Origin of the sequence: Aeoliella sp. (genome assembly GCF_965227375.1) — a bacterium.
Classification (GTDB): Bacteria; Planctomycetota; Planctomycetia; order Pirellulales; family Lacipirellulaceae; genus Aeoliella.
Genome location: NZ_CBDDFX010000002.1, coordinates 740,436 through 766,796, shown reverse-complemented (window position 1 = coordinate 766,796; position 26,361 = coordinate 740,436). Strand labels below are relative to the sequence as shown.

26 protein-coding genes are annotated in these 26,361 nt (G+C 62.2%); 11 read left to right on the top strand and 15 right to left on the bottom strand.

What is annotated here, in order from left to right:
• Window positions 1-689 precede the first annotated feature (689 nt).
• Window positions 690-1,157 (top strand): hypothetical protein, encoded by a 468-nt coding sequence (locus tag ACQK2L_RS16225; protein WP_425398075.1) that lies wholly within the window; start codon window positions 690-692, stop codon window positions 1,155-1,157.
• A 180-nt stretch (window positions 1,158-1,337) separates the two neighbouring features.
• Entirely contained in the window at window positions 1,338-2,084 is a 747-nt protein-coding gene (locus ACQK2L_RS16220) for a UvrB/UvrC motif-containing protein (protein WP_425398074.1), read from the top strand.
• A 14-nt stretch (window positions 2,085-2,098) separates the two neighbouring features.
• Here the strand turns inward: ACQK2L_RS16220 and arfB are convergent, their stop codons facing one another.
• Together arfB and ACQK2L_RS16210 are read right to left on the bottom strand one after the other, a co-directional pair.
• On the bottom strand, window positions 2,099-2,557 hold the full coding sequence (gene arfB, locus ACQK2L_RS16215; RefSeq protein WP_425398073.1) for an alternative ribosome rescue aminoacyl-tRNA hydrolase ArfB: 459 nt from the start codon (window positions 2,555-2,557) through the stop codon (window positions 2,099-2,101).
• 54 nt (window positions 2,558-2,611) lie between these two features.
• Complete coding sequence (locus ACQK2L_RS16210) at window positions 2,612-3,469, bottom strand: sugar phosphate isomerase/epimerase family protein (RefSeq protein ID WP_425398072.1); 858 nt, start codon at window positions 3,467-3,469, stop codon at window positions 2,612-2,614.
• A gap of 358 nt (window positions 3,470-3,827) precedes the next feature.
• On the opposite strand from ACQK2L_RS16210, the gene ACQK2L_RS16205 reads away from it, so the two are divergent.
• Window positions 3,828-4,460 (top strand): response regulator, encoded by a 633-nt coding sequence (locus ACQK2L_RS16205; protein WP_425398071.1) that lies wholly within the window; start codon window positions 3,828-3,830, stop codon window positions 4,458-4,460.
• 185 nt (window positions 4,461-4,645) lie between these two features.
• Window positions 4,646-6,376: an AAA family ATPase gene (locus ACQK2L_RS16200; RefSeq protein ID WP_425398070.1), complete on the top strand. Its 1,731-nt coding sequence runs from the start codon at window positions 4,646-4,648 to the stop codon at window positions 6,374-6,376.
• Between the two features lie 2 nt (window positions 6,377-6,378).
• Here ACQK2L_RS16200 and ACQK2L_RS16195 read toward each other — a convergent pair whose 3' ends face one another.
• A complete protein-coding gene (locus ACQK2L_RS16195; protein ID WP_425398069.1) occupies window positions 6,379-7,614 on the bottom strand; it encodes an NAD(P)/FAD-dependent oxidoreductase in 1,236 nt (411 codons plus the stop codon).
• Window positions 7,604-8,353: a ribonuclease III gene (rnc, locus tag ACQK2L_RS16190; RefSeq protein ID WP_425398068.1), complete on the bottom strand. Its 750-nt coding sequence runs from the start codon at window positions 8,351-8,353 to the stop codon at window positions 7,604-7,606. Before rnc ends, ACQK2L_RS16195 begins: the two co-directional genes overlap by 11 nt.
• Window positions 8,354-8,597: 244 nt before the next feature.
• Here rnc and mgtE point away from each other — a divergent pair, with 244 nt between their 5' ends.
• Complete coding sequence (mgtE, locus tag ACQK2L_RS16185; RefSeq protein WP_425398067.1) at window positions 8,598-10,004, top strand: magnesium transporter; 1,407 nt, start codon at window positions 8,598-8,600, stop codon at window positions 10,002-10,004.
• A gap of 10 nt (window positions 10,005-10,014) precedes the next feature.
• On the opposite strand, the gene ACQK2L_RS16180 is transcribed toward mgtE, so the two are convergent.
• A complete protein-coding gene (locus ACQK2L_RS16180; protein ID WP_425398066.1) occupies window positions 10,015-10,389 on the bottom strand; it encodes a hypothetical protein in 375 nt (124 codons plus the stop codon).
• A 477-nt stretch (window positions 10,390-10,866) separates the two neighbouring features.
• Here ACQK2L_RS16180 and ACQK2L_RS16175 point away from each other — a divergent pair, with 477 nt between their 5' ends.
• The 3 genes from ACQK2L_RS16175 to dapA all read left to right on the top strand — a co-directional run bounded on the left by ACQK2L_RS16175 (window position 10,867) and on the right by dapA (window position 13,285).
• Window positions 10,867-11,544, top strand: a complete 678-nt coding sequence (locus ACQK2L_RS16175) for a hypothetical protein (protein ID WP_425398065.1) — start codon at window positions 10,867-10,869, stop codon at window positions 11,542-11,544.
• Window positions 11,545-11,581: 37 nt separating this feature from the next.
• A complete protein-coding gene (locus ACQK2L_RS16170) occupies window positions 11,582-12,298 on the top strand; it encodes a pyridoxine 5'-phosphate synthase (protein ID WP_425398064.1) in 717 nt (238 codons plus the stop codon).
• Between the two features lie 81 nt (window positions 12,299-12,379).
• Entirely contained in the window at window positions 12,380-13,285 is a 906-nt protein-coding gene (gene dapA, locus ACQK2L_RS16165; protein ID WP_425398063.1) for a 4-hydroxy-tetrahydrodipicolinate synthase, read from the top strand.
• A gap of 6 nt (window positions 13,286-13,291) precedes the next feature.
• On the opposite strand, the gene ACQK2L_RS16160 is transcribed toward dapA, so the two are convergent.
• The 6 genes from ACQK2L_RS16160 to ACQK2L_RS16135 are packed head-to-tail and all read right to left on the bottom strand — an operon-like array spanning window position 13,292 to window position 19,301.
• Window positions 13,292-14,263 carry a hypothetical protein gene (locus tag ACQK2L_RS16160; protein WP_425398062.1) on the bottom strand — a complete coding sequence of 324 codons (972 nt, stop codon included), beginning with the start codon at window positions 14,261-14,263 and terminating at the stop codon, window positions 13,292-13,294.
• Between the two features lie 2 nt (window positions 14,264-14,265).
• On the bottom strand, window positions 14,266-14,877 hold the full coding sequence (locus tag ACQK2L_RS16155; protein ID WP_425398061.1) for a DUF447 domain-containing protein: 612 nt from the start codon (window positions 14,875-14,877) through the stop codon (window positions 14,266-14,268).
• Window positions 14,878-14,899: 22 nt separating this feature from the next.
• Window positions 14,900-15,565 carry an anthranilate synthase component II gene (locus ACQK2L_RS16150; protein ID WP_425398060.1) on the bottom strand — a complete coding sequence of 222 codons (666 nt, stop codon included), beginning with the start codon at window positions 15,563-15,565 and terminating at the stop codon, window positions 14,900-14,902.
• 9 nt (window positions 15,566-15,574) lie between these two features.
• Window positions 15,575-17,014, bottom strand: a complete 1,440-nt coding sequence (locus ACQK2L_RS16145; protein ID WP_425398059.1) for an anthranilate synthase component I family protein — start codon at window positions 17,012-17,014, stop codon at window positions 15,575-15,577.
• Window positions 17,011-18,447 (bottom strand): DUF6513 domain-containing protein, encoded by a 1,437-nt coding sequence (locus ACQK2L_RS16140; RefSeq protein ID WP_425398058.1) that lies wholly within the window; start codon window positions 18,445-18,447, stop codon window positions 17,011-17,013. The genes ACQK2L_RS16145 and ACQK2L_RS16140 overlap by 4 nt, the downstream gene beginning before the upstream one ends.
• Before the next feature lie 29 nt (window positions 18,448-18,476).
• The gene (locus tag ACQK2L_RS16135) at window positions 18,477-19,301 is read right to left on the bottom strand and encodes an SDR family NAD(P)-dependent oxidoreductase (protein WP_425398057.1); all 825 of its coding nucleotides are present in this window, start codon (window positions 19,299-19,301) and stop codon (window positions 18,477-18,479) included.
• On the opposite strand from ACQK2L_RS16135, the gene ACQK2L_RS16130 reads away from it, so the two are divergent.
• Window positions 19,288-21,096: a PQQ-binding-like beta-propeller repeat protein gene (locus ACQK2L_RS16130; RefSeq protein ID WP_425398056.1), complete on the top strand. Its 1,809-nt coding sequence runs from the start codon at window positions 19,288-19,290 to the stop codon at window positions 21,094-21,096. The two genes, ACQK2L_RS16135 and ACQK2L_RS16130, sit on opposite strands and share 14 nt — an antisense overlap.
• 10 nt (window positions 21,097-21,106) lie before the next feature.
• Here ACQK2L_RS16130 and ACQK2L_RS16125 read toward each other — a convergent pair whose 3' ends face one another.
• Both ACQK2L_RS16125 and ACQK2L_RS16120 read right to left on the bottom strand, forming a co-directional pair.
• Window positions 21,107-21,538 (bottom strand): universal stress protein, encoded by a 432-nt coding sequence (locus ACQK2L_RS16125; protein WP_425398055.1) that lies wholly within the window; start codon window positions 21,536-21,538, stop codon window positions 21,107-21,109.
• An 85-nt stretch (window positions 21,539-21,623) separates the two neighbouring features.
• On the bottom strand, window positions 21,624-22,118 hold the full coding sequence (locus ACQK2L_RS16120) for a universal stress protein (RefSeq protein ID WP_425398054.1): 495 nt from the start codon (window positions 22,116-22,118) through the stop codon (window positions 21,624-21,626).
• Window positions 22,119-22,435: 317 nt separating this feature from the next.
• Between ACQK2L_RS16120 and ACQK2L_RS16115 the strand changes: the two genes are divergently transcribed.
• Both ACQK2L_RS16115 and ACQK2L_RS16110 read left to right on the top strand, forming a co-directional pair.
• On the top strand, window positions 22,436-23,566 hold the full coding sequence (locus ACQK2L_RS16115; protein WP_425398053.1) for a two-component system sensor histidine kinase NtrB: 1,131 nt from the start codon (window positions 22,436-22,438) through the stop codon (window positions 23,564-23,566).
• Between the two features lie 195 nt (window positions 23,567-23,761).
• On the top strand, window positions 23,762-24,049 hold the full coding sequence (locus tag ACQK2L_RS16110) for a BON domain-containing protein (RefSeq protein WP_425398052.1): 288 nt from the start codon (window positions 23,762-23,764) through the stop codon (window positions 24,047-24,049).
• Here the strand turns inward: ACQK2L_RS16110 and ACQK2L_RS16105 are convergent.
• Both ACQK2L_RS16105 and ACQK2L_RS16100 read right to left on the bottom strand, forming a co-directional pair.
• On the bottom strand, window positions 23,932-24,786 hold the full coding sequence (locus ACQK2L_RS16105; protein WP_425398051.1) for a VIT1/CCC1 transporter family protein: 855 nt from the start codon (window positions 24,784-24,786) through the stop codon (window positions 23,932-23,934). The two genes, ACQK2L_RS16110 and ACQK2L_RS16105, sit on opposite strands and share 118 nt — an antisense overlap.
• Window positions 24,787-24,818: 32 nt before the next feature.
• Window positions 24,819-26,171: a sigma-54-dependent transcriptional regulator gene (locus tag ACQK2L_RS16100; RefSeq protein WP_425398050.1), complete on the bottom strand. Its 1,353-nt coding sequence runs from the start codon at window positions 26,169-26,171 to the stop codon at window positions 24,819-24,821.
• Window positions 26,172-26,361 lie beyond the last annotated feature (190 nt).

Genomic DNA, 26,361 nt, shown 5'->3' with positions numbered 1-26,361 from the left:
GGCCAATCCTCGTCGCCCACACCCACCTATACGCACGCGGCGTGCCAAGGTTGGCGGTCAAAGAACGAAATTCTTACGATTCAGGTACCAATAGCGTTATTTCAGTGGTTTTCTGCTGCTAGCGTCACCCACGCCAGACGGGCAGCAATTGCAATGGCTTGTAAGTTTGCAATCGCCCGATGCCGTTTTCGGCCACTTTGGCAGCCAGCGAACCATTCCTAACGCTGCAAGAAGCCTAGGCAGCCGCCGCACTTTGGGTATTGCACCGACTTACGATTGCGGCTTTGCGCCTGCTAGCAAGACGGTCGCAAACACTGGTGGGCTCCACCCTGGAGGGTGGTGCTCGAAGTGCGGGAACTCCGACGATTCCAGCATTTCTGGAAAAAGTGTTTGGGAGATGTCCCCGGTTCGGTAAAATATACGGCCGCACCGACGGATGCTCTCGCGTGTCTATTCGACTTCTATCTCTTCTTATCCATCTACTCTTCTTTGATTGGCAGCTTTGAACTGTCGGGCCAGCACTCCATCACTGCGGAGTGACATGTACTTTGCGGAGTGACATGGGTGGCGTTCCACCCATTTGACCATAGCGAAGATCGACCGGCCTTTACCCCGTTTAGCCGCACTGCCCAACTGGCTGCCGACGTGCAAGAAGCGCGCAGCCAGATTCTGCGGCGAGGAGAAAACACATGTTCAAAACAACGTACGACGTTTCGCAAGCCAGCCAAAGCTGGATGGAACATGAGGCACTGGAGCACGTAAAGCGAGCACTACGCGTGACCATTGGATGGCAATCTCCGGCCATCAGCTATCAGCGAAAACGCCAGAGCGTGGAGTTCGCCCTGGAATCGTTCGCCCGCCACCTCGAACGATTGATGGACATCGAAGAGCAGGATGGCTACCTGCGGATGGTGGTTGAGTCGAAGCCCAGCAAGGCCAAGCAGATTGCGAAACTGCGCGCAGACCACACAGCCTTCCGCGAGCGGACCGGCGAGTTGCTCGACGAGATCGACGCGCTGGGAGAGTGGGAAGCGAACGACTTCGAACGGATCTGCGCTGGCGTGGGGCAGTTGCTCGACGAGATCGACCAGCACGATCGGGCGGAGATCGGTTTGTTGCAGGATGCCATGCTGCTGGACGAAGGTGTGGGCGATTAAGTGGCAATGGGACAATCCGAAAAAAGCACCTAATAAATCGGGCTTATGCGCTGTTATCGGACCTGATTTGCGGGTTTTCTGGCTCGCCAGATCGGGTGGGATGTGCGAAAATTGTAGGTAACCAAGCACAGTACCCCACTAAACCGCAACCTAGCGCGGATCCGCAGCAGCGAGTGATCGATGTCCGATTGGCCTCAGCACCTAGACCACCTATTCAATGAGTGGCCCTACGAGTTCGGCGACGTCGCCGCCCGCAAGGTGCAAGGACACGATGGCCGCGACGTGCTGCAATTGCGGATGGACATGGGTGTGTTGCAACTGGAAGTAACCGGTCGCCCCGATGGCGGTCGTCCCGGCGGCTGCGACAACTACCTTGAGTACCTCAAAGGGCTGCTGGTTACCGAAGGGGACGAGTTCGAACTCGACGACACACGCTGCATCGAAATCGACCGCGAGTTCGTGCAGTTCTACCATCGCCGTATCGCCTGGCTGTCGCTGGGCGACTTCGACCGCGCGGCGGCCGACGCCGATCACTCGTTGGCGCTGATGGACTTTTCGTCGATCCACGCACCACACGCCGAGTGGGCTGAAATGCACGAGCAGTATCGTCCCTTCGTACTGTTCCATCGCACGCAGGCCACCGCCTTGGCAGCCCTGGAATTGCTCGACCCGGCTAGTGCGGTGGAGGAAATCGAAGAAGGCTGCAAGCTGATCGCGGACTCCTATCGCTCGCAAGGAGCGGAGGAAGATGAACTGGCCGAGGATGAATTCCTCGTGCGGCTCGGGGAGATGAAGACTTCACTCGAAGAGCAGTACGACATCGAGCCGCCCCTGGCGAAGCAACTGGCCGAAGCCATCGCTCGCGAGCAATACGAGTTGGCGGCCGAACTGCGCGATCGCATCAACCGTCACGGTGCGCGTCGCTAGCGCGACATCGTCTATCAATCGTCGATTCGCGGCGGGCGGCGGTTCTGTTTTCGCTCCGAACGCTGGCGCTTCTGTTTCAAGCGTTGCGCGTTAGCGGCCGCCGACTTCTTGCGCGGCTTGCGAGGCTTCGGCACCACCAGGGCGGCCAGCACCAGCTGCCGCAGCTTCTCCAGGCAATCGTCCACGTTGCGGCGCTGCTCGCGATGGCGGCTGCTCGAGAGCACCAGTTCGCCCGCATCGTTAATCCGCTTGGCAAACAGCCTGCCGAAACGCGACTTCACGCCGTCGGGCAGGTAGATCGACTGCTGATACTCCCACCGCAGCGTCGCTTTGGAGTTGACCTTGTTGACGTTTTGCCCGCCCGGACCGGGGCTGCGTGAAAACGTGAGATTCAACTCGCTCCGCGGGATGGCGATGTCGTCGTTGATTGTCAGATAATCTGCCACCGGAACGTGAGGGGGTAAGTAGGCCATCCCCTCTCGCGCTCCTCACCCAGGTGAGGCCCCGGGGAGGGAACTCGAATGAATCTATCTGGTACGCTCAGCCAGTTCTTGCACTCCGCCTTGCCGAGCAGCGTCGACTCCAGCGGTGAGTGCCTGGTAGGTCTCGGTGAGCAGCGACTGGTAGTCGGTTGCCTCGATTTCTGGCCCCATCAGCTCGACGTCGAAGCAGCCATTGTACCCCGCGTACTGTAGCGCGGCGACCGTTTCCCACAGCGGCAACACGCCCTGACCAAGCGGGCACCGCTCTTGCGCCGCCGAATGAGGCACTCGGGCGTCGCCGAGTTGCACCAGCGCCAGGTGAGGTGCCAGGTCCGCCACCAACGCGGGATCGTCCGCCAATTCGGGGAAGTGGTAAACGTCGTACACCAACTTGAGGTGCGGCGACGGGTAAAGGTTCACCAACTCCAGGGCGTCTTCCAAAGTGTTGAGGAACGTCCACTCACCCGCACAACTGGCGTGCATCGGTTTGATGGCCAGCGTGACGCCGGCGACTTCGGCCGCCATGAGCATTTCGTCGAGCCCTTGGCGAAACAAACGATTGCGGTGCGGCCGGATGTGACTGTTCTGCCCGCCCGCGAGCACCACCAGGCACTCAGCGCGGAGCCGCTCGGCGGATCCCACCGCCGCCAGGGCGTCGCGAATGCTCTCTTCGAGCGTTCGACCATCGCCCCCGGTGAACCCGCCGGCCCAACTCAACGAACTGACGGAAAGTTCCGTGTCGTCCAGCATTTCGCGAGCGCGGGCTTCGCCGAAGTCGTTCACTTTACGTCGCCACAGGCCAATGGAGTCGAAACCGGCCTTCTGGGCGTAGTAGATGTCTTCGTCGAACGTCCAACGGTAAGTGGTCAGCTCGTTGACGGAGAACTTGCAGTCGAGTGGCATCGAGGAGTTTTCTTGGTTCGAGTCGCGAGCGCCTTCGGCTCTCGGCCGAAGTGGTTCCAAAGTTCGAGTGTGCAGGTTGCAAAGTATGCGGAATTGGAGGAAAACGGACAACAGCGATCCGTTTCAGCCCCTTCTTCCCAGAATTTCCCACCTGGATCGCTCCGAGTAGTGGACAATTTCGGTTTTATGCAAGGAATGTCCAGCTATGAGGTTGCGTTTAGCCGCAGCCTGTTTTAGAGTTTAGATAGCTTACTTGGGGGGATAGCAGCTAGCGTTCTGCTCACTGTATTCGTATCCCACTCTCATCAGCTCCGCCCCGCTCTCTGTAGAGGGGGCTGGAATTTAAGGACCAAACAGCATGGCGATCAAAGTGCTGGTGGTCGACGACCATCCGGTCGTCAGGATCGGCGTCAAGCATCTTACTTCGGGTTCCGACATCCACGTCGTGGCCGAGGCCGACAATGGCGCCGAGGCCATTGAGACTGTCAAAAAGGTGCAGCTCGATCTGGTGCTGCTCGATGTCCGTATGCCGGAGGTAGATGGGCTGCGGTGTTTAGCCGAGATTCGCAAAATCAAGCCACAACTGCCGGTGTTGATGTTCTCGGCTTATGACTCTCCCACCTACATCGCCCGCGCGGTAGCTCTGGGAGCTTCGGGCTATCTAACAAAGGCGGCGAAGCGCGACACCCTGGTAGGCGCCATCACCGAAGTGGCCGGCGGCGGCACCGCTTGGTCGCGCGACGACTTGCGGCGTGCCTCTGGGCCGATTGGCGATCCCGATACAGAAATCGACTTAGAAGTACCGCTTACGCGACGCGAAATGGAAGTGCTCAAGCAACTGGCGTTTGGTTTGACGAACAAGGAGATCGCCGAAGCGCTGGGCATCAGCTACGAAACGGTCAAGGAACACGTGCAGCACGTGTTGCGCAAACTGGGCGTTTCCGACCGGACGCAAGCCGCGGTGTGGGCGGTGCGTAAGAAGCTGGCGTAGCGTTTCGCAGCAATTCCAGAGTGCAGTTCTTTAGCTCGCTGGGGGCTCGCGGAGCTCGTCCCTAGGCACCCGCGTAAGAAACTGGCGTAGCCGGTTTCCATCAGCGCCGCTTGCAGTCCACCCGGTGGCGGGGATAATCGAAGGGTCACAATCCAACGCCCTCTCCCGCTTCACGCCCGCACGTCATGGCCGACTACACAATGCCCTCGCGGCCATCGCTGTTCAGCCGCACGCTGCGGGATTGTCGCAAACTCTACGTTTCCAGCGGCGAGCTGTGCGAGCGGGACTACCCGCAACTGATCGACCGTGCCGACGGCAAGTTCATTGCCTTGATGGACGATCTGCACCGCGCGCTGGTGCTGAAGATCTACATGTCGATCTGCGAAGCCGACAAAAAGTGGACCAAAAACGAGCGGTTCCTGGCCGAAGTGCTCTGCCATCACCTGTGGGGGCACTGGCTATCGGGCGAGAAGCTCAACGAAACCATGAAGCAGGCGTCGGGCGAATCGACCAAGCTGACCTGGTACAGCATGGTCCGCCCGTTCGACCGCATCCCACCGCTCCGCGACCGCGTGGGCCAACTCGATACCATCGTGGCGCGGCTGTGCAACATCGTCGCCCGCGCCGACGGCGTGATGCGCGAGCCGGAAGCGGCGATCGTCCGCTCCATCCAGCTCGAGCTCGATAGCCACCTGAAGCACCGCTCGCTCGACGGCGACAAGCAGGACTCGACCGACGACCTGGGCGATGGATCGCAGGCCATCGAGCAAATGCGACGCGAAGCGGACGATGGCATTTACGTGCCGCCGCCCACGTCGCAATCCAATCGCAAATTCGACAAGCGAACAACCACGCCGGCCGAAAAGGTCGCGATTGCCAAGACCTCGGAGCCCGAATTGACGGTCGAAGAGGCGCTCGAAGAACTCGACAATCTGATTGGCTTGAGCGAGATCAAACACGAAGTGCGATCGCTCACCAACTTCCTGAAGCTGCAACAAAAACGCACAGCCGCAGGACTGCCGGAAACCGACATCAGCCTGCACATGGTGTTCACCGGCAACCCCGGCACCGGCAAAACGACCGTCGCCCGCATCATCGGCAAGATCTACCGCGCGCTGGGCGTGCTGGAGAAGGGGCACCTGGTCGAAACCGATCGCTCCGGACTCGTGGCCGAGTACGCTGGTCAAACTGGGCCCAAGATCAACAAGAAGGTCGACGAGTCGATGGACGGCATCCTGTTCATCGACGAAGCGTACAGCTTGATCGCTTCGCGAAGCGAAGATCCCTACGGCCACGAGGCCGTGCAGGCGTTGCTCAAGCGGGCCGAGGACGACCGCGAGCGGCTGGTGGTGATCCTCGCGGGCTATCCCGACGAGATGCAAGAACTGCTGGAGTCGAACCCCGGCTTGTCGTCGCGTTTCAATCGCAAATTGCACTTCGTCGACTACACGCCGCTGGAATTATCCGGCATTTTCGGGCTCTTCTGCAACAAGAACCGCTATGAACTAACGCCCGAGGCGCGGCTGCGCGTGATCCAGTGGCTCACCTACCACTACGACCGCCGCGATCGCCACTTCGGCAATGGCCGTTCGGCGCGGAACTTGTTCGAGCAGGCGATCCGCAACATGGCCAACCGGCTATCGACGCTCAAGGAGATCTCGCCCGAGCAACTGCAGCTCTTGGAAGGCCCGGACATCGACTACGGAAAGGTTCCCGCCGAGGTGTACGTTCCGCTGGATGATCCCGAGTGCAAGATCCACGTGTTGTGCGACGAGTGCCAACACGAGAAGGACGTCCCCGCCAAGTTTCTCGGCCGCAAAGTCGTGTGCCCCAAGTGCAACGCGCAGTTCACGATCGAGTGGGCCACGCTGGCCAAGGCCACTGGCGAGCCAACCGCGAAGACGCAAAGCGAATAGATCTACACGCTGTCCCCGGCCAACCATCCCGTACTGAACGCAGCTTGGAAGTTGTAGCCGCCGATGGGGCCGTCGATGTCGAGCACTTCGCCCACGAGATAGAGCCCCGGCGTGCATTTGCTTTGCATGTCGCGCGAGTCGACTTCGGCGAGGGCCACGCCGCCGGCGGTGACTTCGGCCTTGGCGAAGCCGAGTGTTCCGCTGAGTTCGAAGCCGCAACGTTTGATTCTGTCGACCAATGCTTGCCGCTCTTTCTTGCTGAGTTCGGCTGCCACACGGTCAAGTGGCACCCCGGCTTGCATTAGCAGCGCGTCGGCCAGTCGCCCTGGAAGCCACTCGGCAACCATTCCGCGAATCGCGCGGCGGCCGCTTACGGAACGTAGCTCATCGAGCAGCGCTGCCTCCGTGCGGCTCGGCAGGAAATCGCACACCACTACAAGGCCTGCGCTGCGAGCATGGGCGGTCACTTCGCGACTGAGGTCCATGGCCACCGGTCCCGACAGCCCAACGTGGGTGAACAACAGCGAACCGCGCGAAGCGGCAAGTGGTTTTCGCTCGCCCGGCTTGGTGATCGACACGCCGACTTCCGGCAGCGTCAGCCCGGAGAGTTCGTGCGCCCAGCTTTCCGACGTCTTTAGCGGCACCAGGGCAGGGCGGGGGGGCACGATCGAGTGCCCCAGTGACTTGGCCCAGGCGTAGCCATCGCCGGTGGTGCCGCAGCCGGGATACGACTGCCCTCCGGTCGCCAGCACAACCTCGCGGCAATGGTGGTTCACCGTGTTGGTCGCCACCACGAAACCATCGCTCGTCGCCTGGATGCCGGTGACGGCCGCGCCAAGCTGGAGCTTCGCGCCGGCGCGATCAAGCATGCCGAGCAACATCCGCTGCACGTCGAGCGCGCGGTCGCTGGTGGGAAACACCTTGCCGGTCGACTCGACTTTCGTCGCGAGGCCCTCGGCATTGAAGCGGTCGACCAATTCTTCGGGACCGAGCGCAGCGAGTGGACCACGGAGGAAGCGAGCCTGATTACGGGGAAAGGCGTCGGTGAGCGTGCGGCGATCGGTCGCATGCGTGAGGTTGCACCGCGTGCCGCCCGACATGAGGATCTTCACGCCCGGCTTGGTGTTCTTTTCCAAGAGCAGGACTTGCTTGCCCCGTTCGGCGGCGCGGATGGCGGCCATCAGTCCCGCGGCGCCGGCGCCGACAACGATTACCTCGACCGTCGGGTCACTCTTCACCGTCGTCGTCCATGGGCGGATCGTCTTCGTACGGCACTTCGTCTCCGCGGAGTCCGTAGATGGCGTTGGCCGCCGCGCGTTGCTCCGACTCCTTCTTGCTCTTGCCCCAAGCCGGGGTGAACCGCTGCGGGCCGATCTCGGCGGCTACCTGGAAGCACTTGCAGTGGTCGGGCCCTTTTTCGTCGAGCAAACGATAGTTGGGCGTCACTCCGTGCTCGCGCTGGGCAAGTTGCTGTAGTTGCGACTTGTAGTTGCGCCCCATCTCGCCCGCCTCGGCCAAGTCGATTTCAGGGCCCATGCACCGCTCGACAAATTCCTTGGCTGCTTCCTGCCCTCCATCGAGGAAAATGGCAGCCACCAGGGCCTCGAACACCGCCGCCAGCACGCTCGAAGGCACCTCGGGATGGGTAGTCATCCCCTTGCCCAGGATCAAGAAGTCTTCGAGCCCCAGCGCCCTACTCACTTTGGCACACGTGAGTCGGCTAACCACAATGGACTTGAGCCGGGTGAGTTCGCCTTCGAGGTGTTCGGGGAAGTCGCGAAACAACCGCTCGCAGACTACCGCACCCAAAATGGCGTCGCCCAGGAACTCCATCCGCTCGTTCGATGCGAGCCGATTTTCGGCACCCGAGGCGTGGGTAAGGGCCGATTCCAAGAATTGACGATCTATGAAGGTGTAGCCGATACGCGCCTCGCACGCGTCGAACTGCACCTCGTCCGAGGCATTGACTGTCGACATTCGTCCCAATCCCGCCGGAGCGGCGGTCGCGTAGCTGCGCCAAAAGGCCTCAGCCACGTGACTGTCACTCCGAACTGCAAGACAATTAAGTATATGTACGTATATAGCGCAGCATAAGCAGCGTGGCCGGCCGAGTCAACCGAAACCACTTGGGCAGTTTACGGTTCGCCCGGCCGTTTACGGTGCGGCCGGTGGTAACTAAACTGCCTAACTCCAGCCCTCTAGCCGATTTATCGCAGCGCCGATGATCAATACCCTGCTGCTTCCCGAACTCCGCGAGATGCTCGCCACCGGCGACGAGCAGGGGCTGCGCGAATTCGCCTCGGCGTTGCACCCCGCCCGGGCGGCTGAGTTCATGGAGGGGCTTTCGCCGCAGGAAGCCTGGAACGTGCTGCAGGCGTCGGACGTTGCGAAACAGGCCGAGGTGTTTGGCTTCCTGCCGGACAGCATGAAGGTCGAAATCCTCGAGACGGTCAATCCTGCCGAAACGTCGGTGCTGGTGGCCGACCTGCCTGCCGACGACCGAGTCGACCTGATCAGCGACGTCCACCCGGATGTGGTGGAAGAGATGCTGCCACTGCTGCCGGTGGCGGAGCGCCGCGAGACGCTGCGGCTGATGGAGTTCCCCGAGGGAACGGCCGGCTCCGTGATGACCACCGAGGTCGCACGGTTGAGCGAGAACCTGACCGTTCGCCAGGCGCTGGAAGAAATCGCTCGCCAGAGCGAAGACCTGGAAACGGTCTACTACAACTACATCGTGGACGAGGGCAACCGCCTGCGCGGCCTAATTTCCGCGCGGCAGTTGGTGACGCACTTCGGCAAGCCCGACACGCCGATCTCGGAGCTGATGCAGCGCGACGTCGTGACCGTCTTGGCGACGGACGATCAGGAGACGGTGGCCGCTAAAGTGGCGAGTTTCGACTTTATCGCCATTCCTGTGGTGGACGAGCAGCAGCACCTGCTGGGCATCATCACGCACGACGACATCATCGACGTGTTGCGCGAAGAAGCCACCGAAGACGCCCACATGGCCGCGGCCGTCGATCCGCTGGACGACAGCTACCTGGAGACTCACTGGTTCACCCTCGCCTGGAAGCGGGGCATCTGGATTGGCATCCTGTTCTTCGCCGCGTTGCTCACCGCCTTGGCGCTGCAGAACTACGAAACCGAGTTCCAGAAGGTGTCGTGGCTGGTGCTGTTCATTCCGCTGGTGATCTCCAGCGGCGGCAATTCGGGCAGTCAGTCGGCCACGCTGGTAATCACCGCAATGACGCACGGCGACGTCAAGCTGACAGACTGGTGGCGCGTGATTCGCCGCGAGTTGGCGATGGGGCTATGCCTGGGCATCTCCGTGGCCGTGGCCGGCTACCTGTGCGCGGTAGTCATCCTGAAAGTGTTCGCTCCGGTAGACGCCTCGGGGGTGCCGCTGATGAGGCCGCCCACGTTCGCCGAAGTGTTGGTGCTTCCCATCACACTGGTAATGGTGGTGGTCTGCGGCACCTTGTGCGGCGGTACTCTGCCAATGCTATTCCGCCGCTTGGGACTCGATCCGGCGTTGATGAGCAACCCGTTCGTCGCGGGCATCATCGACATCGCCGGCATCGTGATCTACATGAATGTGGCCGTGATCATGTTGGACGCGCTTGCCTAGTGGCGGGCCGCTACACGTCGAGCAGCGGGTGACCGACGTACATCTGCAGGATTTGACTCTGCACCTTGATGGCGCGGATCAGCACCCAGATCTGCTCCTGGGTGAAGCTCTTCGGATCGCCGTTGGCCAGCTCTTCCAACTCCTGCGTCATCGCGGCGTGCTGGTCGGTGGCCAGTTGCAGTCGCAGGCCGGTTTCCTTCCAGGCGCGATGCAACGTGGCGCCGTCGAGCAAGTCGTCCAGCTTGGCGTATTCGTTGGTGAGCAACAGGCACAACCTGGCGACGTCTTGCGGCGTGGCTTCCGGCTGTATTTCTTCAATGTGGCGAGCGAGGCTGTGGCAATTCATCGTAGTGCCCTCGTCGGCGAGCGATTGGTGAGAAATCAAGGTTCTTGTTTTTCGTCTGGGGTAAGTGTTTTTCTTCCTGGTTTCCGGTTGGCTCTCTCAACCACCGACGGGGCGAATCGGGGGAGTGCCTGTCCGGAACGCTCAAACGTAGGTTAGGAACCAAGCCCGGCGAATGTGAAAGAAACCCACATCAGATGCCTTTGTGCAGGTGCGTGGCAAATCGGCAACACTTTTGGGTCCGCGGTGTGGTGCGACTGCCACCGGGCGGTGGAGCCGTGGCCACATGGCCCCCATTGTCCCGAAAAACTACGAGTAATTTCCGAATCTCGTGGGCCCATGACCGGAAAAACCGTCAGGCGATTGCGACGGTTACGAGGATAGAAAAAAAGAAATCCCACATTTTTCTGCCTGACTTCTTCAGCACCGCCAGAGAAAGTTTGTGGACACGTCCCGCGCAACCGGGGAGAATACTCATTGGCGTCTGCCCGCCTTGTTTCTTCCTCCAGGGTCACAGCCATGCCAAGTTGCCAAGTTTGCGATGCCTACCTCAGTCCACTGCAATACGCCAACGCCGATTGCCCTACTTGCCGTGAGAAAAGCGAGGAATTGGAGGCGCACGCACAGGACCAGTGGCGCAGCGCCGCAAAGGTGACAAATCTGGCCGAGGCGGGCTATCTGGCGAGTTGCCTGGAAGCAAAGGACATCGACGCCCAGTTGATCGAGTCGGATTCGTTCAACGCCATCGGCGGCGAGTGGACACGCTCCTACACGCTACAAGTGCCCGCGGGATGTCTTTCCGACGCCAAGAGTATTCTCCGCGAAGAGTCGGAGCTCATCCTGGGCGAGCAACGCGAATACGGCCGGTTCGGCGAACCTATCGACGACGAGCCGGTCCATCTGGTGTTCTGGCGGCCGGTCGCCTTGATGGCGGTGGCAGGTTTAGCGACACTGTGGCTCAGCCAACGTGCTCCCGATCCCCGCCCCCGCGTGGCGCCCAATCGCAATGCGGCGGCGCTCGGCGCGGCGATTGACGCCTTGGGCGAGCCGCTCGTGATCGAGACCGATCGCGGCCAGGTGCGGCACCGACTGCGGTTCGATCGCGCCCACCAGGCGATACAACTCGACTCGGACACCGATGGCGACGGGCGGCTCGACCGCCGACAGCGTTTTGTACTCGACCAGGCGGGCCAGTAGTGGTCCGCGTGACCACTATTAGCAAGAGCAACCGCGAATGTCCCGACTCGGCGTCAATATCGACCACGTTGCCACCGTCCGCGAAGCCCGCAAAACCAACGAGCCCGATCCCGTGTGGGCGGCCACGCTCGCCGAATTGGGCGGCGCCGACGGCATCACGCTGCATCTGCGAGAAGACCGCCGCCACATCCAGGACCGCGACGTTCGCATCATGATCGAAACCGTCGCGGTGCCGACCAACTTGGAACTGGCCACCGCCGAAGACGTGCTGTCCATCGCCTGCGATCTGAAGCCATCGCAAGCCACACTGGTGCCGGAACGACGCGAAGAAGTCACTACCGAAGGCGGGCTCGACGTCGTGGGGCAGCAAGGCAAAGTGGCCGATGCCGTGAAACGCCTGCAGGACGCCGGGATCCAGGTCAGTTTGTTCCTCGATCCCGATTCGCAGCAAATCGAGGCCGGCATCGCCACCGGCGCCGAGGCCATTGAATTGCACACCGGCGCGTACGCCCACGCTTCGGCCAAAGGCCCCGCCAGCGAGCAATTTGCCGAGTTGGAGAAGGCATCCAAGCAGATTCGCGACGCCGGGATTCTACTCAACGCAGGGCATGGGCTCACGTATCGCAACGTCCGCCCCGTAGCCCAGATTGCCGGCATGCACGAGCTGAACATCGGTCACAGCATCATCGCCCGAGCCATCATGGTCGGCCTGGAACAAGCGGTCCGCGACATGAAACGCTTGGTCAGCCCTTAGTTCAGCAGCGGCCGAAGCATCGCCCCCTGGCCGGTGCGCCGCCCCACTCGGTATCATTACCCGGGTTACTGATCCCTCGAGATGAGCGAGAAAGAAGCGATGACCACCAAAGGCGAAGCGTTTGCAGGACTGTCCGTAGCACTGACCACCCCGCTGAAGAATGGCGAGGTGGACTACGACGTGTTCGGCGAGCAGATCGAGTTCCAAATCGCCGCCGGCACTAACTGCTTGTGCCCGGTAGGCACCACCGGCGAGTCGCCCACGTTGAGCCACGAGGTGCACGAGCGGGTGATTGCGTTCGTGGTCGAAAAGACCGCCGGCCGCGCCAAAGTGATGCCCGGCACCGGCAGTAACAGCACGGCCGAAGCGCTGCGACTGACCAAGTTTGCCGAGAACGTCGGCGCGGACGCCGCCCTGCAAGTAGCTCCTTACTACAACAAGCCGACCCAAAAGGGCTTCTACGAGCACTTCAAGGTGCTGGCCGAAGAAACCGGCATTCCTCAGTGCATCTACAACATCCCCGGCCGCACCGCGAAGAACATCGAGCCCGATACCATCGCCCGGCTAGCGGAACTGGAGAACATCGCCCTGGTGAAAGAAGCGACCGGTTCGCTCGATCAGGCGTCGCAGATCATCGCGGCCACGAACCTGACCGTGCTGTCGGGCGACGACAGCTTGACGCTGCCGCTCATGGCGGTCGGCGCTCGCGGGGTAGTCTCCGTGGTAGGCAACCTAGTGCCGGGCGACATGCTCAAGCTGGTGGCCGCGGCCAACGCGGGCAACTACGAAGAAGCTCGCCAGTGGCACTACAAGCTGTTCGGCCTGTGCCGCGACATGCTGGGCATCGCCACCAACCCCATCCCCGTAAAGGCCGCGATGCAGATGGTGGGTCGCGACTCCGGCGAACTGCTTTTGCCGATGACCCCGCTGGAAGAAAGCGAAATGGCCTCGTTGCGACAGACTCTGGTCGGTTATGGATTGCTGTAGTTCGTTCTAAGCTTCACGATACAACCGCGCTCCGTCATTCTTCGCCCCAGCGATGGTGATCGTGTACTCGTCGCTTGGAATTTCCCGTTCGAGTTGCGCGCGAAGCTCCGCTGCGTGCTGCTTGTCGCGAGCCATAGCAAACACCGTGGGTCCCCACGAGCTCTGCCCGACCCCTTCGGCTCCAAACGAGCGTGCGAGTTCCACGACGCGTGAAACCTCGTCGCTGGCGTACGCTCCTCCTTGAACCTTGGCAAAGCACATTCCGGCGGTGTGGCCGTAGTCGAAGATGCCGCGGGCGAATGTGTCAAAGTCGGCCGCTTCGCAGGCCGGCGCGATGACCTCCGCAGCCAAATGTCGCAGCCCCTGCGTCGTCGACTCCGGCACCGGTGGCAACTCGGCAAACGCGGACACTTCGGCCTCGCCAGCCTTGCCGGCGCCCACTTGCGGAGTAACCAACAGCACCCGCCAGTGGCTCGGCACTTCCACGCGCCGCTGCAACTGGCCCACGGCATCGCCCGGGCGTTTTCCTGCGTCAATCAACAGCCCTCCCTGCTCAAAACCATGCGTACCGACCGCCGATCGCAACCCCCGCCCGGCAGCGACGGCCAGCTCCGCCGAACTTAGATTCTGCTTGCCAAGGCATTCGGCAAGACCGCGCGCCACTGCCAATCCCAATTGGGTGCCAAGCCCAAAGCCCGCGTGCTGCGGCGGGTGGTCGACCACCTCAATGCGTACCGGTGGCAGCGACTCGAGGTTCCAATGCTCCGTGCAGTGGCCGGCGATGCGTTGAACTCGCCCGGCAAGCTTGCCCCCGATTTCGAAGCGGTCTGCCGGAGTGAATCGAACCACCAGCCGCGGAGACTCGATCATCATGCCCAGCCCGCCAAACTGCCGAGCATGCACCTCGCCCCACGCCCACAGCCCAAAATGGAGCCGAGCACCGCATTCGATGGTGAGTGAAATGATTGCAGTGGCCACCTCTACTCCATCATCGTGCGGGTGTCTTGTTCGCTCAGACGGTCGCTCAAATACTGCTGCAACTCTGCAAAGGCGGTGCGTTCGGTGGGGCCAGCGGTCTTGTCGACGATCGTGGCGTACTGCTCAAACTGATCGAGCACGGTTTCGACGGAAATCAGGTGCAGTCGCGAGGCCAGGATGGCCGCTTCGATCACCGCGTGCCGCGCACGATTGAACCCGAAGAAGTCCCGCACGTGGCCCTGTTCGCTCACCCGGCAGATCATCTCGGTGCGGTCCTGCGATTCGTCCAAGTTTTGTACTTCAAACGCATACCACCGCACGCAGTCGGCCAGTCGCTGGGGGTAGCCTTCGGGACCGAACTCCATGGGCGGCGTTTCGTACAACCGGCCCACGGCCGCCCGGGCCATAAGCAGCACGTCGTCGGTCACGTGCAGAATGCCTCGCTTGTTTCGGCAGAGATTCTTGAATGTCGTCGAGGTCTGGTAAGGGCGCAGCAACATACCGGTGATCGGCCAATCGACGCGAGGCCCCATCGCGGCGATATGCGTGGTGCCATCGTCATTCAGCGTGGTGACGATGCCCTCGAGCAAAGCACATTCGTGAAAATTCGTCATCGTCGGGCGGCAGGGTGTTGAGTTAAAAAGTCACAGGGCGAGTGGGCATGGTCCACTCGGGGGTTGTTTCTTCCAGTTCGCTCGCCATGGTCGGCGCGGAGTCTTGCGGCAGGTCGATGCCTGCGGTGCGGAGGAAGTTGCCCAGCATCTGATAGCCGTGCTCGGTGAGCACCGACTCGGGGTGAAACTGCAAGCCGACCACCGGTAGTTCGCGATGCGCGAAGCCCATCAGGGTTTGACCGTCGAGCGTCCAAGCAGTCGGTTCGAGTTCGGCCGGCAGCGACGCCTCGTCGACAACCAGCGAGTGGTATCGACCCACCGTGAGTGGCGAGGGAACGTCGGCGAACAGGCTCTTGCCGTGATGCGTGACGTTGGAAGCCTGCCCATGCCAGGGCCGAAGGCCGCGCACCACGCGTCCGCCCAAAGCCTGGGCGATGGTTTGATGGCCAAGGCACACGCCCAGCAACGGCAGTTCGGTGTGAAGCTGGCGGACCAGTTCCAGCGACACGCCCGCGGTGTCGGGCGTGCAGGGGCCTGGGGAGAGCACCACCGCTTGCGGCTGCATACTGCGGACTTCTTCGACGGTGATCTGGTCGTTGCGCACTACCTGCGTCTCGCCACCCAGCCGCTGCAGGTAGCGGGCCAAGTTGTGCACGAAGCTGTCGTAGTTGTCGATAACCAGAATCATAGGTGCCAATTAGTCTCGCGCCCGCAGCATGCCGTGAGCTTTGTGCCAGGTTTCTTCGTACTCGCGCCGCGGATCGCTATCGGCGACAATTCCTCCCCCGGCCGGCACTTGCCACCAACCACCGCCAGCGGTGATGGTGCGGATCAGCAGGTTGCTGTCCATGGCGCCGTCGAAACCAATATACGCGAGCGAACCACAATACGCACCGCGGGCCGTGGGTTCCAGCTCGGCGATGATTTCCATCGCCCGCACCTTCGGCGCGCCGGTGATCGAACCTCCGGGGAACGACGCCCGCAGCAAGTCGATCGACGTCTTGCCCGGTTGCAGATTGCCTTCCACGGCCGAGACCAGGTGCTGAACGTAGGCGTACGACTCCAGGCCGCAAAGCTGCGTTACCCGCACGCTGTCCGGCTGGCAGACGCGCGACAGGTCGTTTCGCAGCAGGTCGACGATCATCACGTTCTCGGCGCGATCCTTCGCACTCTGCGACAGCTCGTCGCCGGCGAACAGGTCGGCTTCGGGCCTGGAAGTCCGCGGGCGAGTGCCCTTGATGGGCCGCGTCTCCACGTGATCGCCCGCCACGCGCAAAAAACGCTCGGGCGAAGCGCTCACGATTTGGAACTCGCCCAAGTCGCAGTAGCCGGCGAAAGTCGCCGCGTTGCGCTCGCGGAGCCGCTCATACAGATCAGCCGAACTGCTGCTGGCCGGCAGAAGCAGCCGCTGCGAGAGATTCACCTGAAAGATGTCGCCCGCGTGAATGTACTCCACCGCCTGGGCGACCGCGGTGAGGTACGCCTCGCGCGAGAAATCGCTCGTGAGTCCCTCGCCGACGTCGAACTGCGGAGCAAGCTCTGCTGCACGGATCGTCTCACTGACCGGCGCGTCGGTAGATTCTGGCGGAGAGAGTATCAGCTGGTAGAACTCTTCGCAGCGCTCGAGCGCCCGCTGGCGGCGGCGCGCGGGTTCTGTTTCGGGAAAGCCCTGCGAAATAAGCCAACCTTGGCCCGTCTGATGGTCGAACGCGGCCACTACGTCGTACAGCCCCATAGCGAGCGCTGGCACTTGGAACTCGTCGTACTCGGGGCGGGGCAAACGTTCGAGGCTGTGGCAGAGTTCGTAACCCAACAAGCCGGCCGCACCACCTTGAAACGGCGGCAGCCCTTCGACTGTCGCGGTGAGGTACTTTTGCCACTCGGCTTCGAGCATCCCCAGTGCATCCGAGCCATCCGCCGGCGCGGTGAGCCACTGAAAGGGATCGGCCACCACGAACGAGTACCGCCCGAGCTGTTCGTGGGGCATCGCGCTATCGAAATACACCACGTGCGGCAACGCCCGCAGCGCGCGGAATGCGTCGAGCGCGGTGATCTCCACCGGCAGCGGGCGGACCACCGGCAAGCCTTGCTCTGGCTGGGTAAGGCTCGTATCGGGCTCGGAGCGGCTGTGGGTCATTCGTCGGCTTGCTTCTTCTGCGGGCGGGACTTCAGGTAGTGCCGGTTCTCTTCGCGAGTCAGATGCCCCCAGTCCAAGGCCTCGTCCTGCTGATACTGCTTGTCGAGCGAGATGGCAGTCAGCGCCTTGTGCATCTCGTATCCCAGATAGAACGCGTGGCTGGCGTCGAGGTTCGCCGGGCCCGTGGCGAGCAACTGCTTCATGAGTGCGAACGGATCGGCGTTGGCCAGATGCAAGTCGCTGGTAACCAGATGCACCTCACCGTCTTTGGCGAAGATGCGGTAGTTGTTGTCCTTGATCTGCTCGGCGAGTCGCTCCAGGTCCTCGTCCGTTGGCTCGGTGACTTGCTCGTCGCGCAGCGTGAGTAGCCGCCGCTCGACGTGCTTGGGCAGCACGCCTTCGATCACCGCGTGATGGACCAGTCGCCGTGCGATGTCGCACTCGCGGACGCTCGACTTGGCCCAGCGGATCACCTCGGTGGTCAACACACTGCGAATGCCCAGCTCCTGGCACACGGCCAATAGCAGCACGTTCACGCCCGCCGAGTCGACGTCGGTCAGTTCGGTCAAGTTGCCAATGCCCATCATCATCTCGGCATCGGGGTAACGCTCGCGTGTGGCGAAGTACCGTTGGAGACTCGCTGCAAAGCCGAAACCGATAGGCTCCAAGATCGGATCGATCCGCAACGGAACGCGATGCGTCGCGAGGAAATCGACCGTCTCGTCCAAGCCGGCCAGCGTGCGAGGGTCGTCTGGCACAGCGACCACCGTCGCGCCCCAATCAACGGCCGCTTCGCGGTTGCTGGAGTTCACCGACAGCACCAACTCCGCACCGGCAGCGACCGCTGGCGCGATTTCGCGTGGGTCGAGGCTGTCGATCGACACCCGCAATCCCAGGTCCTGCACCGCTTTCACGGCGTCGGCCACGCCAAGCCACGGCCCATCGGGATCGCAGCCCAGGTCGATCACGTCCGCCCCGTCGGCCGCGTAACGTCGGGCGATGGTGAGGATCTCGTCGAGCACGAGCCGCGGGCAATTGTTGATCTCCGCTAGGATTTCGATGTCGTACGCCCCGTAGCCCTCGGGCTCGCGTCGGTGACCGAAGTGCTCCGCGAGTCGTCGCAGATCGCGCGGGCCAAACTCGATCGCGCGCTGACCGGCAAGTTCGGCGATCGGCCCCGCGTCGCCCTGGCAGTAGCCCGGCAGCAGGATGCGCGTGGCGGCAGGTTCGATCGTCAGCTTGCGGGCGATCCACTCGGGCGTCATTAGCGCGGCCACGGTGATCGGCAGCACACTGATCGTGTAGTCGAAACCGACCTGCGGCGCAAGCGACTCCACCACCCCGCGGAGCGAATGCTCGGCCAGTCGACCGGTGACAAATTGAATGTGATCGCGCGACAAAGTGGTGCTAACTTCTGCGAGAAATGAATACATCGCCCCTGGTGAGCCCAATAGCCGACGAGCTACACCTCGTCGGTACCATCCCGAGGACCTTGATACGTTCCCGCGAATCCACCGTTCACGGGAAGCACATGAGCGGTGATGAAACTGGCCGCGGGCGAGGCCAGGAACACGGCCGCGGCGGCAACGTCTTCGGGCGTGCCCCAACGATCGAGCAGGGCCTCGGCCCGCGCGCGGCGGTCCCAGTAGTCGCTCGCCTGGCCGCTCCACTTGGTGCGGATCCAACCTGGCGCGATGCAATTCACGCGCACCGTCGGAGCGAGCGTTCGGGCCAGGCTGCGTGTGAAGGCTATCACGGCGGCTTTCACCGCGGCGAACATCTGCCCGCTGTCGCCCTCCATGCCAACCTCGGCCTGATCCCAGCCGATGTTGATAATCGTACCGGCCCCGCGCTCTTGCATCTTCTCGCCGACCAGTCGACTGAGCGACATCGTGGCCCGTACGTCCACGGCCCACAGCGCGGCCAGTTTTTCGTCGAACGACCACTGGGCTACCTCGCCCGTGAGGACGTCGACGCCAGCGTTGTTGATCCAAATGTCCACCGGCCCAGCGTCCCAAGCAGCATTCACGAATTTTTCATCGATCGCCGCTTCCGCCAGGTCGAACTGAAAGTCGACTCCGCCAGCGCCAATGGCTACGAGCTCATTGCGGACCTCCTCCAAGCCGCGCGTGTTGCTGCGGGTGTGCAAGTGGACGTCCGCACCCGCGGTGGCGAGGGCCACGGCCATCGCTCGACCGATGCCGCTGGAACTGCCGGTCACCAGCGCGGTTTTGCCGGATAGTGGACGTGTGTCCCCACGGACGGCGGCATTCTTGGGTGAGCTCATCGGGTTTGGCGTTGTTCGGTCGTTGGTGGCGGCCTACCATCTAGTGCATGCCGCGGCGGGCCACTCGCCTGCGGTCGCTCGCACTGGTAAGTACTCAATATACAAGGTCGGCTTGGACATGTCGTCGGACCCCGCAGTTGATAGTAAGCCCTGGGCCTCGTGGCCCGTTCGCTGGTTTCCCGTCTTGTGGTGGGGCCTGCTGGTGATTCTCGCCGCGCTAATCTGGGCGCCCGGCGTGCTGAACCTCGACTCCGACCAACAGGTGGTGTTCTCGCTGATCATGCTGAACCTGGCGTGGCTCGTGCCGCTGGTGTGGTTGCTGGTGAGCTGGCCACCCGTGAAGCGGATGAGCTTTGCCCAAAGGTGGCTGCTTCGCGTCGCGGTAGCGGCAGTGGTGGTGGCCGGGTTTTCGAGTCTCGATGTCGATTACGATGGCGACGGAGCTTGGAAAGCGGTGCGATTCTCCTGGAGCGCCGACCCCGACGAGCAACTCGACTCGCTCCAGTCCAGCGACGTAGCCGAGCACTGGGAGGAAACGCCGCGCGACTATCCGCGCTTCCTCGGCAGTGGCTATTGGGCAGAGGTGCAGGACGTTGAGCTCGCTGACGACTGGAAATTCGCGCCGCCAGATCTCGTGTGGAAGCAGCCCATCGGCGCCGGTTGGTCGGCATTCGCCATCGTGGGCGACTACGCTGTCACGCAGGAGCAGCGTGGTGAGGATGAGTTGGTGGTTTGCTACCGGCTGTCGACCGGCGAAGTCGTTTGGACTCACGCGGATCCCGCGCGGCACGACCCCGGCACCATGCAGGGCGGCCTGGGCGGCATCGGCCCCCGCGCTACGCCCACGATTTACGAGCAGCGCATCTACACGATGGGTGGCACCGGAATTGTGAACTGCCTGGACGCTACAACTGGCGAGGCCATTTGGACCGTCGACCTCGAGGACCTTGGCATCGAGCCGCTATTGTGGGCCAACGCCGCCTCGCCGCTGGTGGTGCCCGATTCGAACCTGGTGGTGGTTGCCGGCGGAGCAGCGAAGAAAGAGTCGGGCGATTCGGTCACCAATGACACCACCCTGGTCGCATTCGACCGAGATTCCGGCGACTTGGTTTGGCGCGGCGGCAAGCCCGTGACGTCGTACGCCTCGCCGGTGTACGCAGTGATTGCCGGCGAGCCACAGATTATCCAGGTCGAAGAGTCCTCGGTGTGCGGCTACCGCGCCAGCGATGGCAAGCTGCTGTGGGAGTTCGAGCAGTCCGGCAGCTCCTCCGGCGCCGCATCGTGTTCGCAACCAATCCCACTGGCGGGTGATCGAGTCTTGGTGTCCAAGGGCTACTCGGTCGGCAGCCGCCTGATGCAGATCACGCGCGACGGCGACAATTGGCGCGCAACGAAGATCTGGAAGAAGCCAGTTCTAAAGACCAAACTGGCCAACCTGGTGATTCGCGACGGCTACGCGTACGGACTCGACCACACGCTCCTGTCGTGCGTCGACATCGAAACCGGCAAGGTGCAGTGGAAGAAACGCCGCCGAGGCGGTCTTGGCCACGGGCAGATCATGCTGGTGGGCAATGTGATCTTCGTAATCAGCGAAACCGGCGAAGGCGTGCTCATCGAGTGCAATCCCGAGAAGTACGTCGAGCTGGCCGCCGCGCAGATGCTCACCGACGATGGTATCACGTGGAACAATCCCGCAATGTCCGGTGCGCTGCTACTGGTGCGCAACAATCTCGAAGCTGCGTGCTACCGGTTACCGACCATCGACGACGGAACCGCGCTGGATAGCGAGGACTAGCGGCAAGCTCTTAGTGCCGCAACATCAGCACCGGAATGTGCGCCAGCCGCAACACGCGTTCGGCGGTCGAACCGAGTAGAATTCGGCGGACTCCCGTGCGACCGTGCGTCGGCATGACGATCACGTCGGCGTTAATCGCGTTGGCCTGCTCGACAATCTGATGCCCAGCATCGCCAAACAACACGTGGTACACGACGCCCTCGTACTTGGAATCGGCAAACGTCTTGCTGAACGACTTCTGGACGTTGCTTCGCTGCGTGTCTTCGCTGATGGTCTCCCACACCACGCCCGGCGTGGTGATATCGAGGTCGGCCGCCACATGCAGCACGTGTACCTGGCTGGCCGAATCGACCATGGTCAGTGCTTCGTCGACCGCCTTGATGCTCTCATCGCTGAAGTCAACGGGAACCAGTACTGTCTTACCTCCAAACCAATCGCTCATCTTAACCGCTCCTTACTGCGTGCCGCATTGGGCGAGTAGCGTTGGCGGCACCGCGATACCACGCTACACCTGACTCCATTGCGTTCTAAATAAACTGGCCTTCCTCGACTCGTTGATCGGCAGGAATTCCATCCTCATCCGCTACCGCTGGCGGATGTTTCACGGTCAGCACGGGACACTTGGCACCGCGCGCCACGGCTTCGGCCACGCTGCCCATCAGCAGCCGCGAAACCCCAGTGCGGCCATGCGATCCCAGGACTATCAAGTCTACCGCATGTTGGTCGGCAAAGTCGATGATGGTCCTGGCCGGGGTGCCAAGTTGCATGTGCCGCTCGAACGGAACCGGCCGGGTGGGTGAAACCTTATCCAGGAGTTCTTGGCATTCATGTTCCAGTCGCTGGGTCATGTCGGCCATGTAGCCCATGCCTGTGTACTCGGTACAGTAGGCTGCGCTTTCGTCGACGACATGCAGCAGATGCAGTTTCGCCCCCGACTCGGAGGCCAGTAGCGATGCGTACCGGAGCGCCGCATCGCTCGAATCAGAGAAGTCGGTCGGGCACAATACGGAGTGGAGGTTCATGGCCCGCTCCTTTTGTTACGGGGGCGCCACAAAACGCAACGCTTGCCGACAGGCGCCTGTGGTCGGAGAGCCTATCTATTCTACGTGCAAATCCGGTACCGAGTTCACCGCCAGAAATCGACCCTTTCTCCGCCGCAGGGCAGGGCACTCGACGGTGGAAATTGCCCTCTTTCAATCGCTGGACGTGCGGCAACGCACACCGCCATTTGGCCGCCTGTTGCCTTGCGTCCGGGCTGGTGGATGTCGACAATCGGACGTGTGCACGCTATCGCACGTTCCCACAAGTGGGACCCTGAGTATTGACCGATCGGAATGCTATGTCGGACCGCCCGAAATCCCCCGCAGACCTCCCCCAAGAGGGGGAAGCACGCCTGAAGGCGATTCTCGAAACCGCGGTCGAAGGCATCATCACCATCGACGAGCGGGGGCGGTGCGAGTCGATGAACCCGGCGGCCGAACGGATGTTCGGCTACTCGGCTGAAGAGGTTGTCGGCCAAAACATCTCGATGCTGATGCCCGAGCCTTACAGTTCGGAGCACGCCGGTTACATCGAGCGATACCTGACGACCGGGGAGCGAAAGATCATCGGCATCGGTCGCGAAGCGGTGGGGCTGCACAAGAGCGGCCGGCAGTTCCCGCTGCAGCTTTCGGTGAGCGAGATCCCACTCGACCGCGGCCGGTTGTTTACAGGTATCGTTCACGATTTGACGGAGCAAAAGGAAGCCGAACGCCGCCTGGTGCAGTCCGAAAGGCTGGCCGTACTGGGCGAGGCGATGACTCGCCTGGCGCACGAAAGCCGCAACGCGTTGCAGCGAATCCAGATTGCCGTGGAAGTCGCCCGACTGCACGGGGATGGGAACGAGCCGCTTTGTGCGCAGCTCGACGCCGTCGAACGGGCCAACGATGCGCTGAACGCCTTGCTGGAGGAGCTGCGAAACTACGCGGCACCGCTGCATTTGGAGCGGAAACGTTCGTCGCTGGCGAGCATCTGGCGTGAGGCCTGGAGCGCTGTGGCGTTTCAGCGATCGGATCGCGAGGTGGAGTTCACCGAGGAACTGGACGACGAACTCCTGAAATGCCATGCCGACCGATTTCGGCTGGGACAGGTGTTTCGCAACCTGTTCGAGAACGCCCTGGCCGCCTGCGACGATCCGGTGCAAATCCGAGTATCGGCCGTGCCGGCGGTGCTGCAAGGCAACTCGGCCGTTCGCGTTGTCGTGGCAGACAACGGGCCCGGAATGAACATCGAACAGCGCCAGCGCATCTTCGAGCCTTTCTACACCACCAAAGCCAAAGGCACCGGGTTGGGCATGGCCATTGCGCTCCGAATTGTCGAAGCCCACGGCGGAACGTTCGCGGTGGGCGTCTCGCCGTTGGGCGGCGCGGCCCTCGAATTGGTGCTGCCGATCGAGCCTCCGACCCCGACAAAACCGGTGCAATCGGACTAGATCGCCTGTTTGCTGTGCCTTCCCGCGCACCCGCGCGCATCGCTGCGCGCCGCGGTGCGCGCACGTCTGGCAGTTTGCCCCTTGGATTTCTGGAACGCGCCCCAGCGTCCGGCGCGCGGCACGTGAATTGCTCCGCTGTACGAATGCCAACCCCTGGGCGTGTCCTCGGGAGTTGGATTCACTGAGGACAATACCATGATTCCACCTTCATCCGACACAGGGCAAGGTGCGCCAAAGATGCAAACACAATCCCCCATCACTACGCTTGCATCCTTGCTGGGCGACGCGGTTCACCCAGGCCTCAGCGGCGTGAGTTGCCAGCTCGACGCCAACGTGGTCGTCCTGCAGGGCGAGGTACCAACCTTCTATCTCAAGCAGCTTGCGCAAGAAACCGCCATCCGCGCCAACGGGGTGGAGAAGGTGAACAACGAAATCACAGTGCCGTGGCCAACCAAACCGCCGAATAGGACACCAACTCCGTAGGCCAGTAGCGCCGCCGCTCCGCCCACCGCCAAGGTTTCCAAGCCAGCGCGGAGCCACGATTCGTCGATGAACCAACTCTTAGCGGCCCCCACCAGGAAGAACGCCAGCCCGGTCATCACCGTGCTTACCAGGTAAGGCGTGGGAATCATGCCGGGGTAGGCAAAGTCGGCCACGAACGGCAGCAGCGGGATGAGCCCCACCGCGACAAAAGCCAGCATCGTGATGGTCGCCGCCCGTAGCGCCGAGGGGCCAGCCAGCGGCAGGCCATGTTCCTCGACCAGCATGGTGTCGACCCATCGTTTGTGGTCGGCCGTGATCACTTCCACCACGTGCTCGAGTTGTTCATCCTCGAAGCCTTTGCTGGCGAATATCTGCCGGATCTCTTCGCGTTCGCCTTCCGGGTAGTTGCGAATATGCTCCTCCTCGATGCGGCGAGCTTTCTTCCGCTGCTCGTCTTCGGCCTTGGTGCCCAGGTAATTGCTGGCCGCCATGCTGAAGCCGTCGCCTACCAGATTGGCGAAGCCCAGAATGATGATTACACCGACCGACAGTCCCGCGCCCGCGACGCCGGAAACCACGGCAAACGTGGTCACGGTGCCGTCGATCGCTCCGTACACGAAATCGCGCAGATAGCTGTGCCCAACCGGCGCCTCCAGGCGCAGGCGGATACGCTCCGGCGTGTGGGCCGCCCGCAGTTCGGCGGGCGCCATGTTCGAACTATGCTGGTCGTTGGTCAAGCTATCGATTCCGCCTACGTCCTGTTGAAGCGCTAACCGACTTCGCTGGGATCGATATGGTACTTTTCAATCAATCGGTACAAGCTCCGGCGGCTCACGCCCAGCGATTTGGCGGCCCGCAGTTTGTTGCCGCCCTCGTGTTGCAATGCTTGCACCACACGGGCGCGGGTCAAGGCGGCCAAGTCGATTTCCGGAGCGACGATCGCCGAGCCCGACGAGCTGGTGTTGCCGAGCACTTCCGGAGGCATGTTCTCCTTCCGCAGCACTTCGTCGTCGGAGAGGATCTTTGCTCGTTCGATGGCATTAATCAACTGACGCACGTTGCCCGGCCAGGAATAGTGGGCGATCGCTTCGCGGCAGTCGGGATCAAATTCCCACCCGCCGCCGGCAAAGTGATCGGCCAGCAGCAACACATCATCGGTGGTTCGCGCCCGCAGCGGCGGCAGCATGATGGTCATGATGTTGATGCGGTAGAACAGGTCCTCGCGGAACCGGCGGGCTTCCACCTCGGCGTTGAGATCCCGATTCGTCGCAGCGATCAACCGCACGTCGACGCGGCGTTCCTTCAAGCTACCCACGCGACGCAACGATCCATCTTCCAGCACTCGCAGCAACTTGGGCTGAAGGGCAGGGGCCAGTTCGCCGATTTCGTCGATGAACAGCGTGCCACCGTCGGCCACTTCGAAGAGTCCAGGCTTCGAGGTGGCCGCGCCGGTGAACGCTCCCTTCTCGTGGCCGAACAGTTCGCTTTCCAGGAGCGGCTCGGGCAGCGCGGCGCAGTTGATCACCACCATCGGCTTGTCGGCCCGACAACTGGCGTCGTGCAGGGCGCGGGCGACCAGCTCCTTACCGGTGCCGCTCTCGCCTTGGATGAGGATCGGCTTCTCGCTGGGCCCGGCCCGTTCGATCAGCCGAAACACCTCCTGCATGGCCGGCGAGTTGCCGATCATCTTGTGCTTGGGCGCTCCGCGAGCGACTAGCGCGCGGAGCTGGGTGTTCTCCTTGCGAATCTTCGCGCTCTCGCCCGCCTTGGCGACCACCGTTTCCAGTTGCTTCATCCGCACCGGCTTGGTGAGGAAGTCGTAGGCGCCGAGCTTCATTGCCTCGACGGCGCGCTCGATGGTGCCCTGACCAGTGAGCAGGATCACCTCGCATTCGGGGGTTTCTTCCTTCATCCTCGCCAACAGGTCGAGCCCCGACATGCCGGGCATCACCATGTCGACGACCGCCACGGTGAAGCTGTGGCTGGCCAGCGTGCCGAGTGCCGACTCGCCGCAGTCGGCGGCGGCCACCCGATGGCCAAGAGAGGAAAAGTAGGCCTGCATGGCGTCGCGCAGTTCAGCGTCGTCGTCCACCAGCAGCAAGTCGAGTTTTTGGTCTGCCATAACCGTGTACTTTGAGTCTCAGTTTCGTCCGATCCAGAGAAGACGCTACGCAAATTCGAGTGCCATCAAAGCAAGTTAGGTGCCAACAGTGAGAAAATGCTATATTCCGCACGAAACGAGCGAAAGCGGTCACAACCAGTGTGCGGTCTGGCCAACATGGGGCAGTGGTGTGCGATCCCGCCCACCCTGC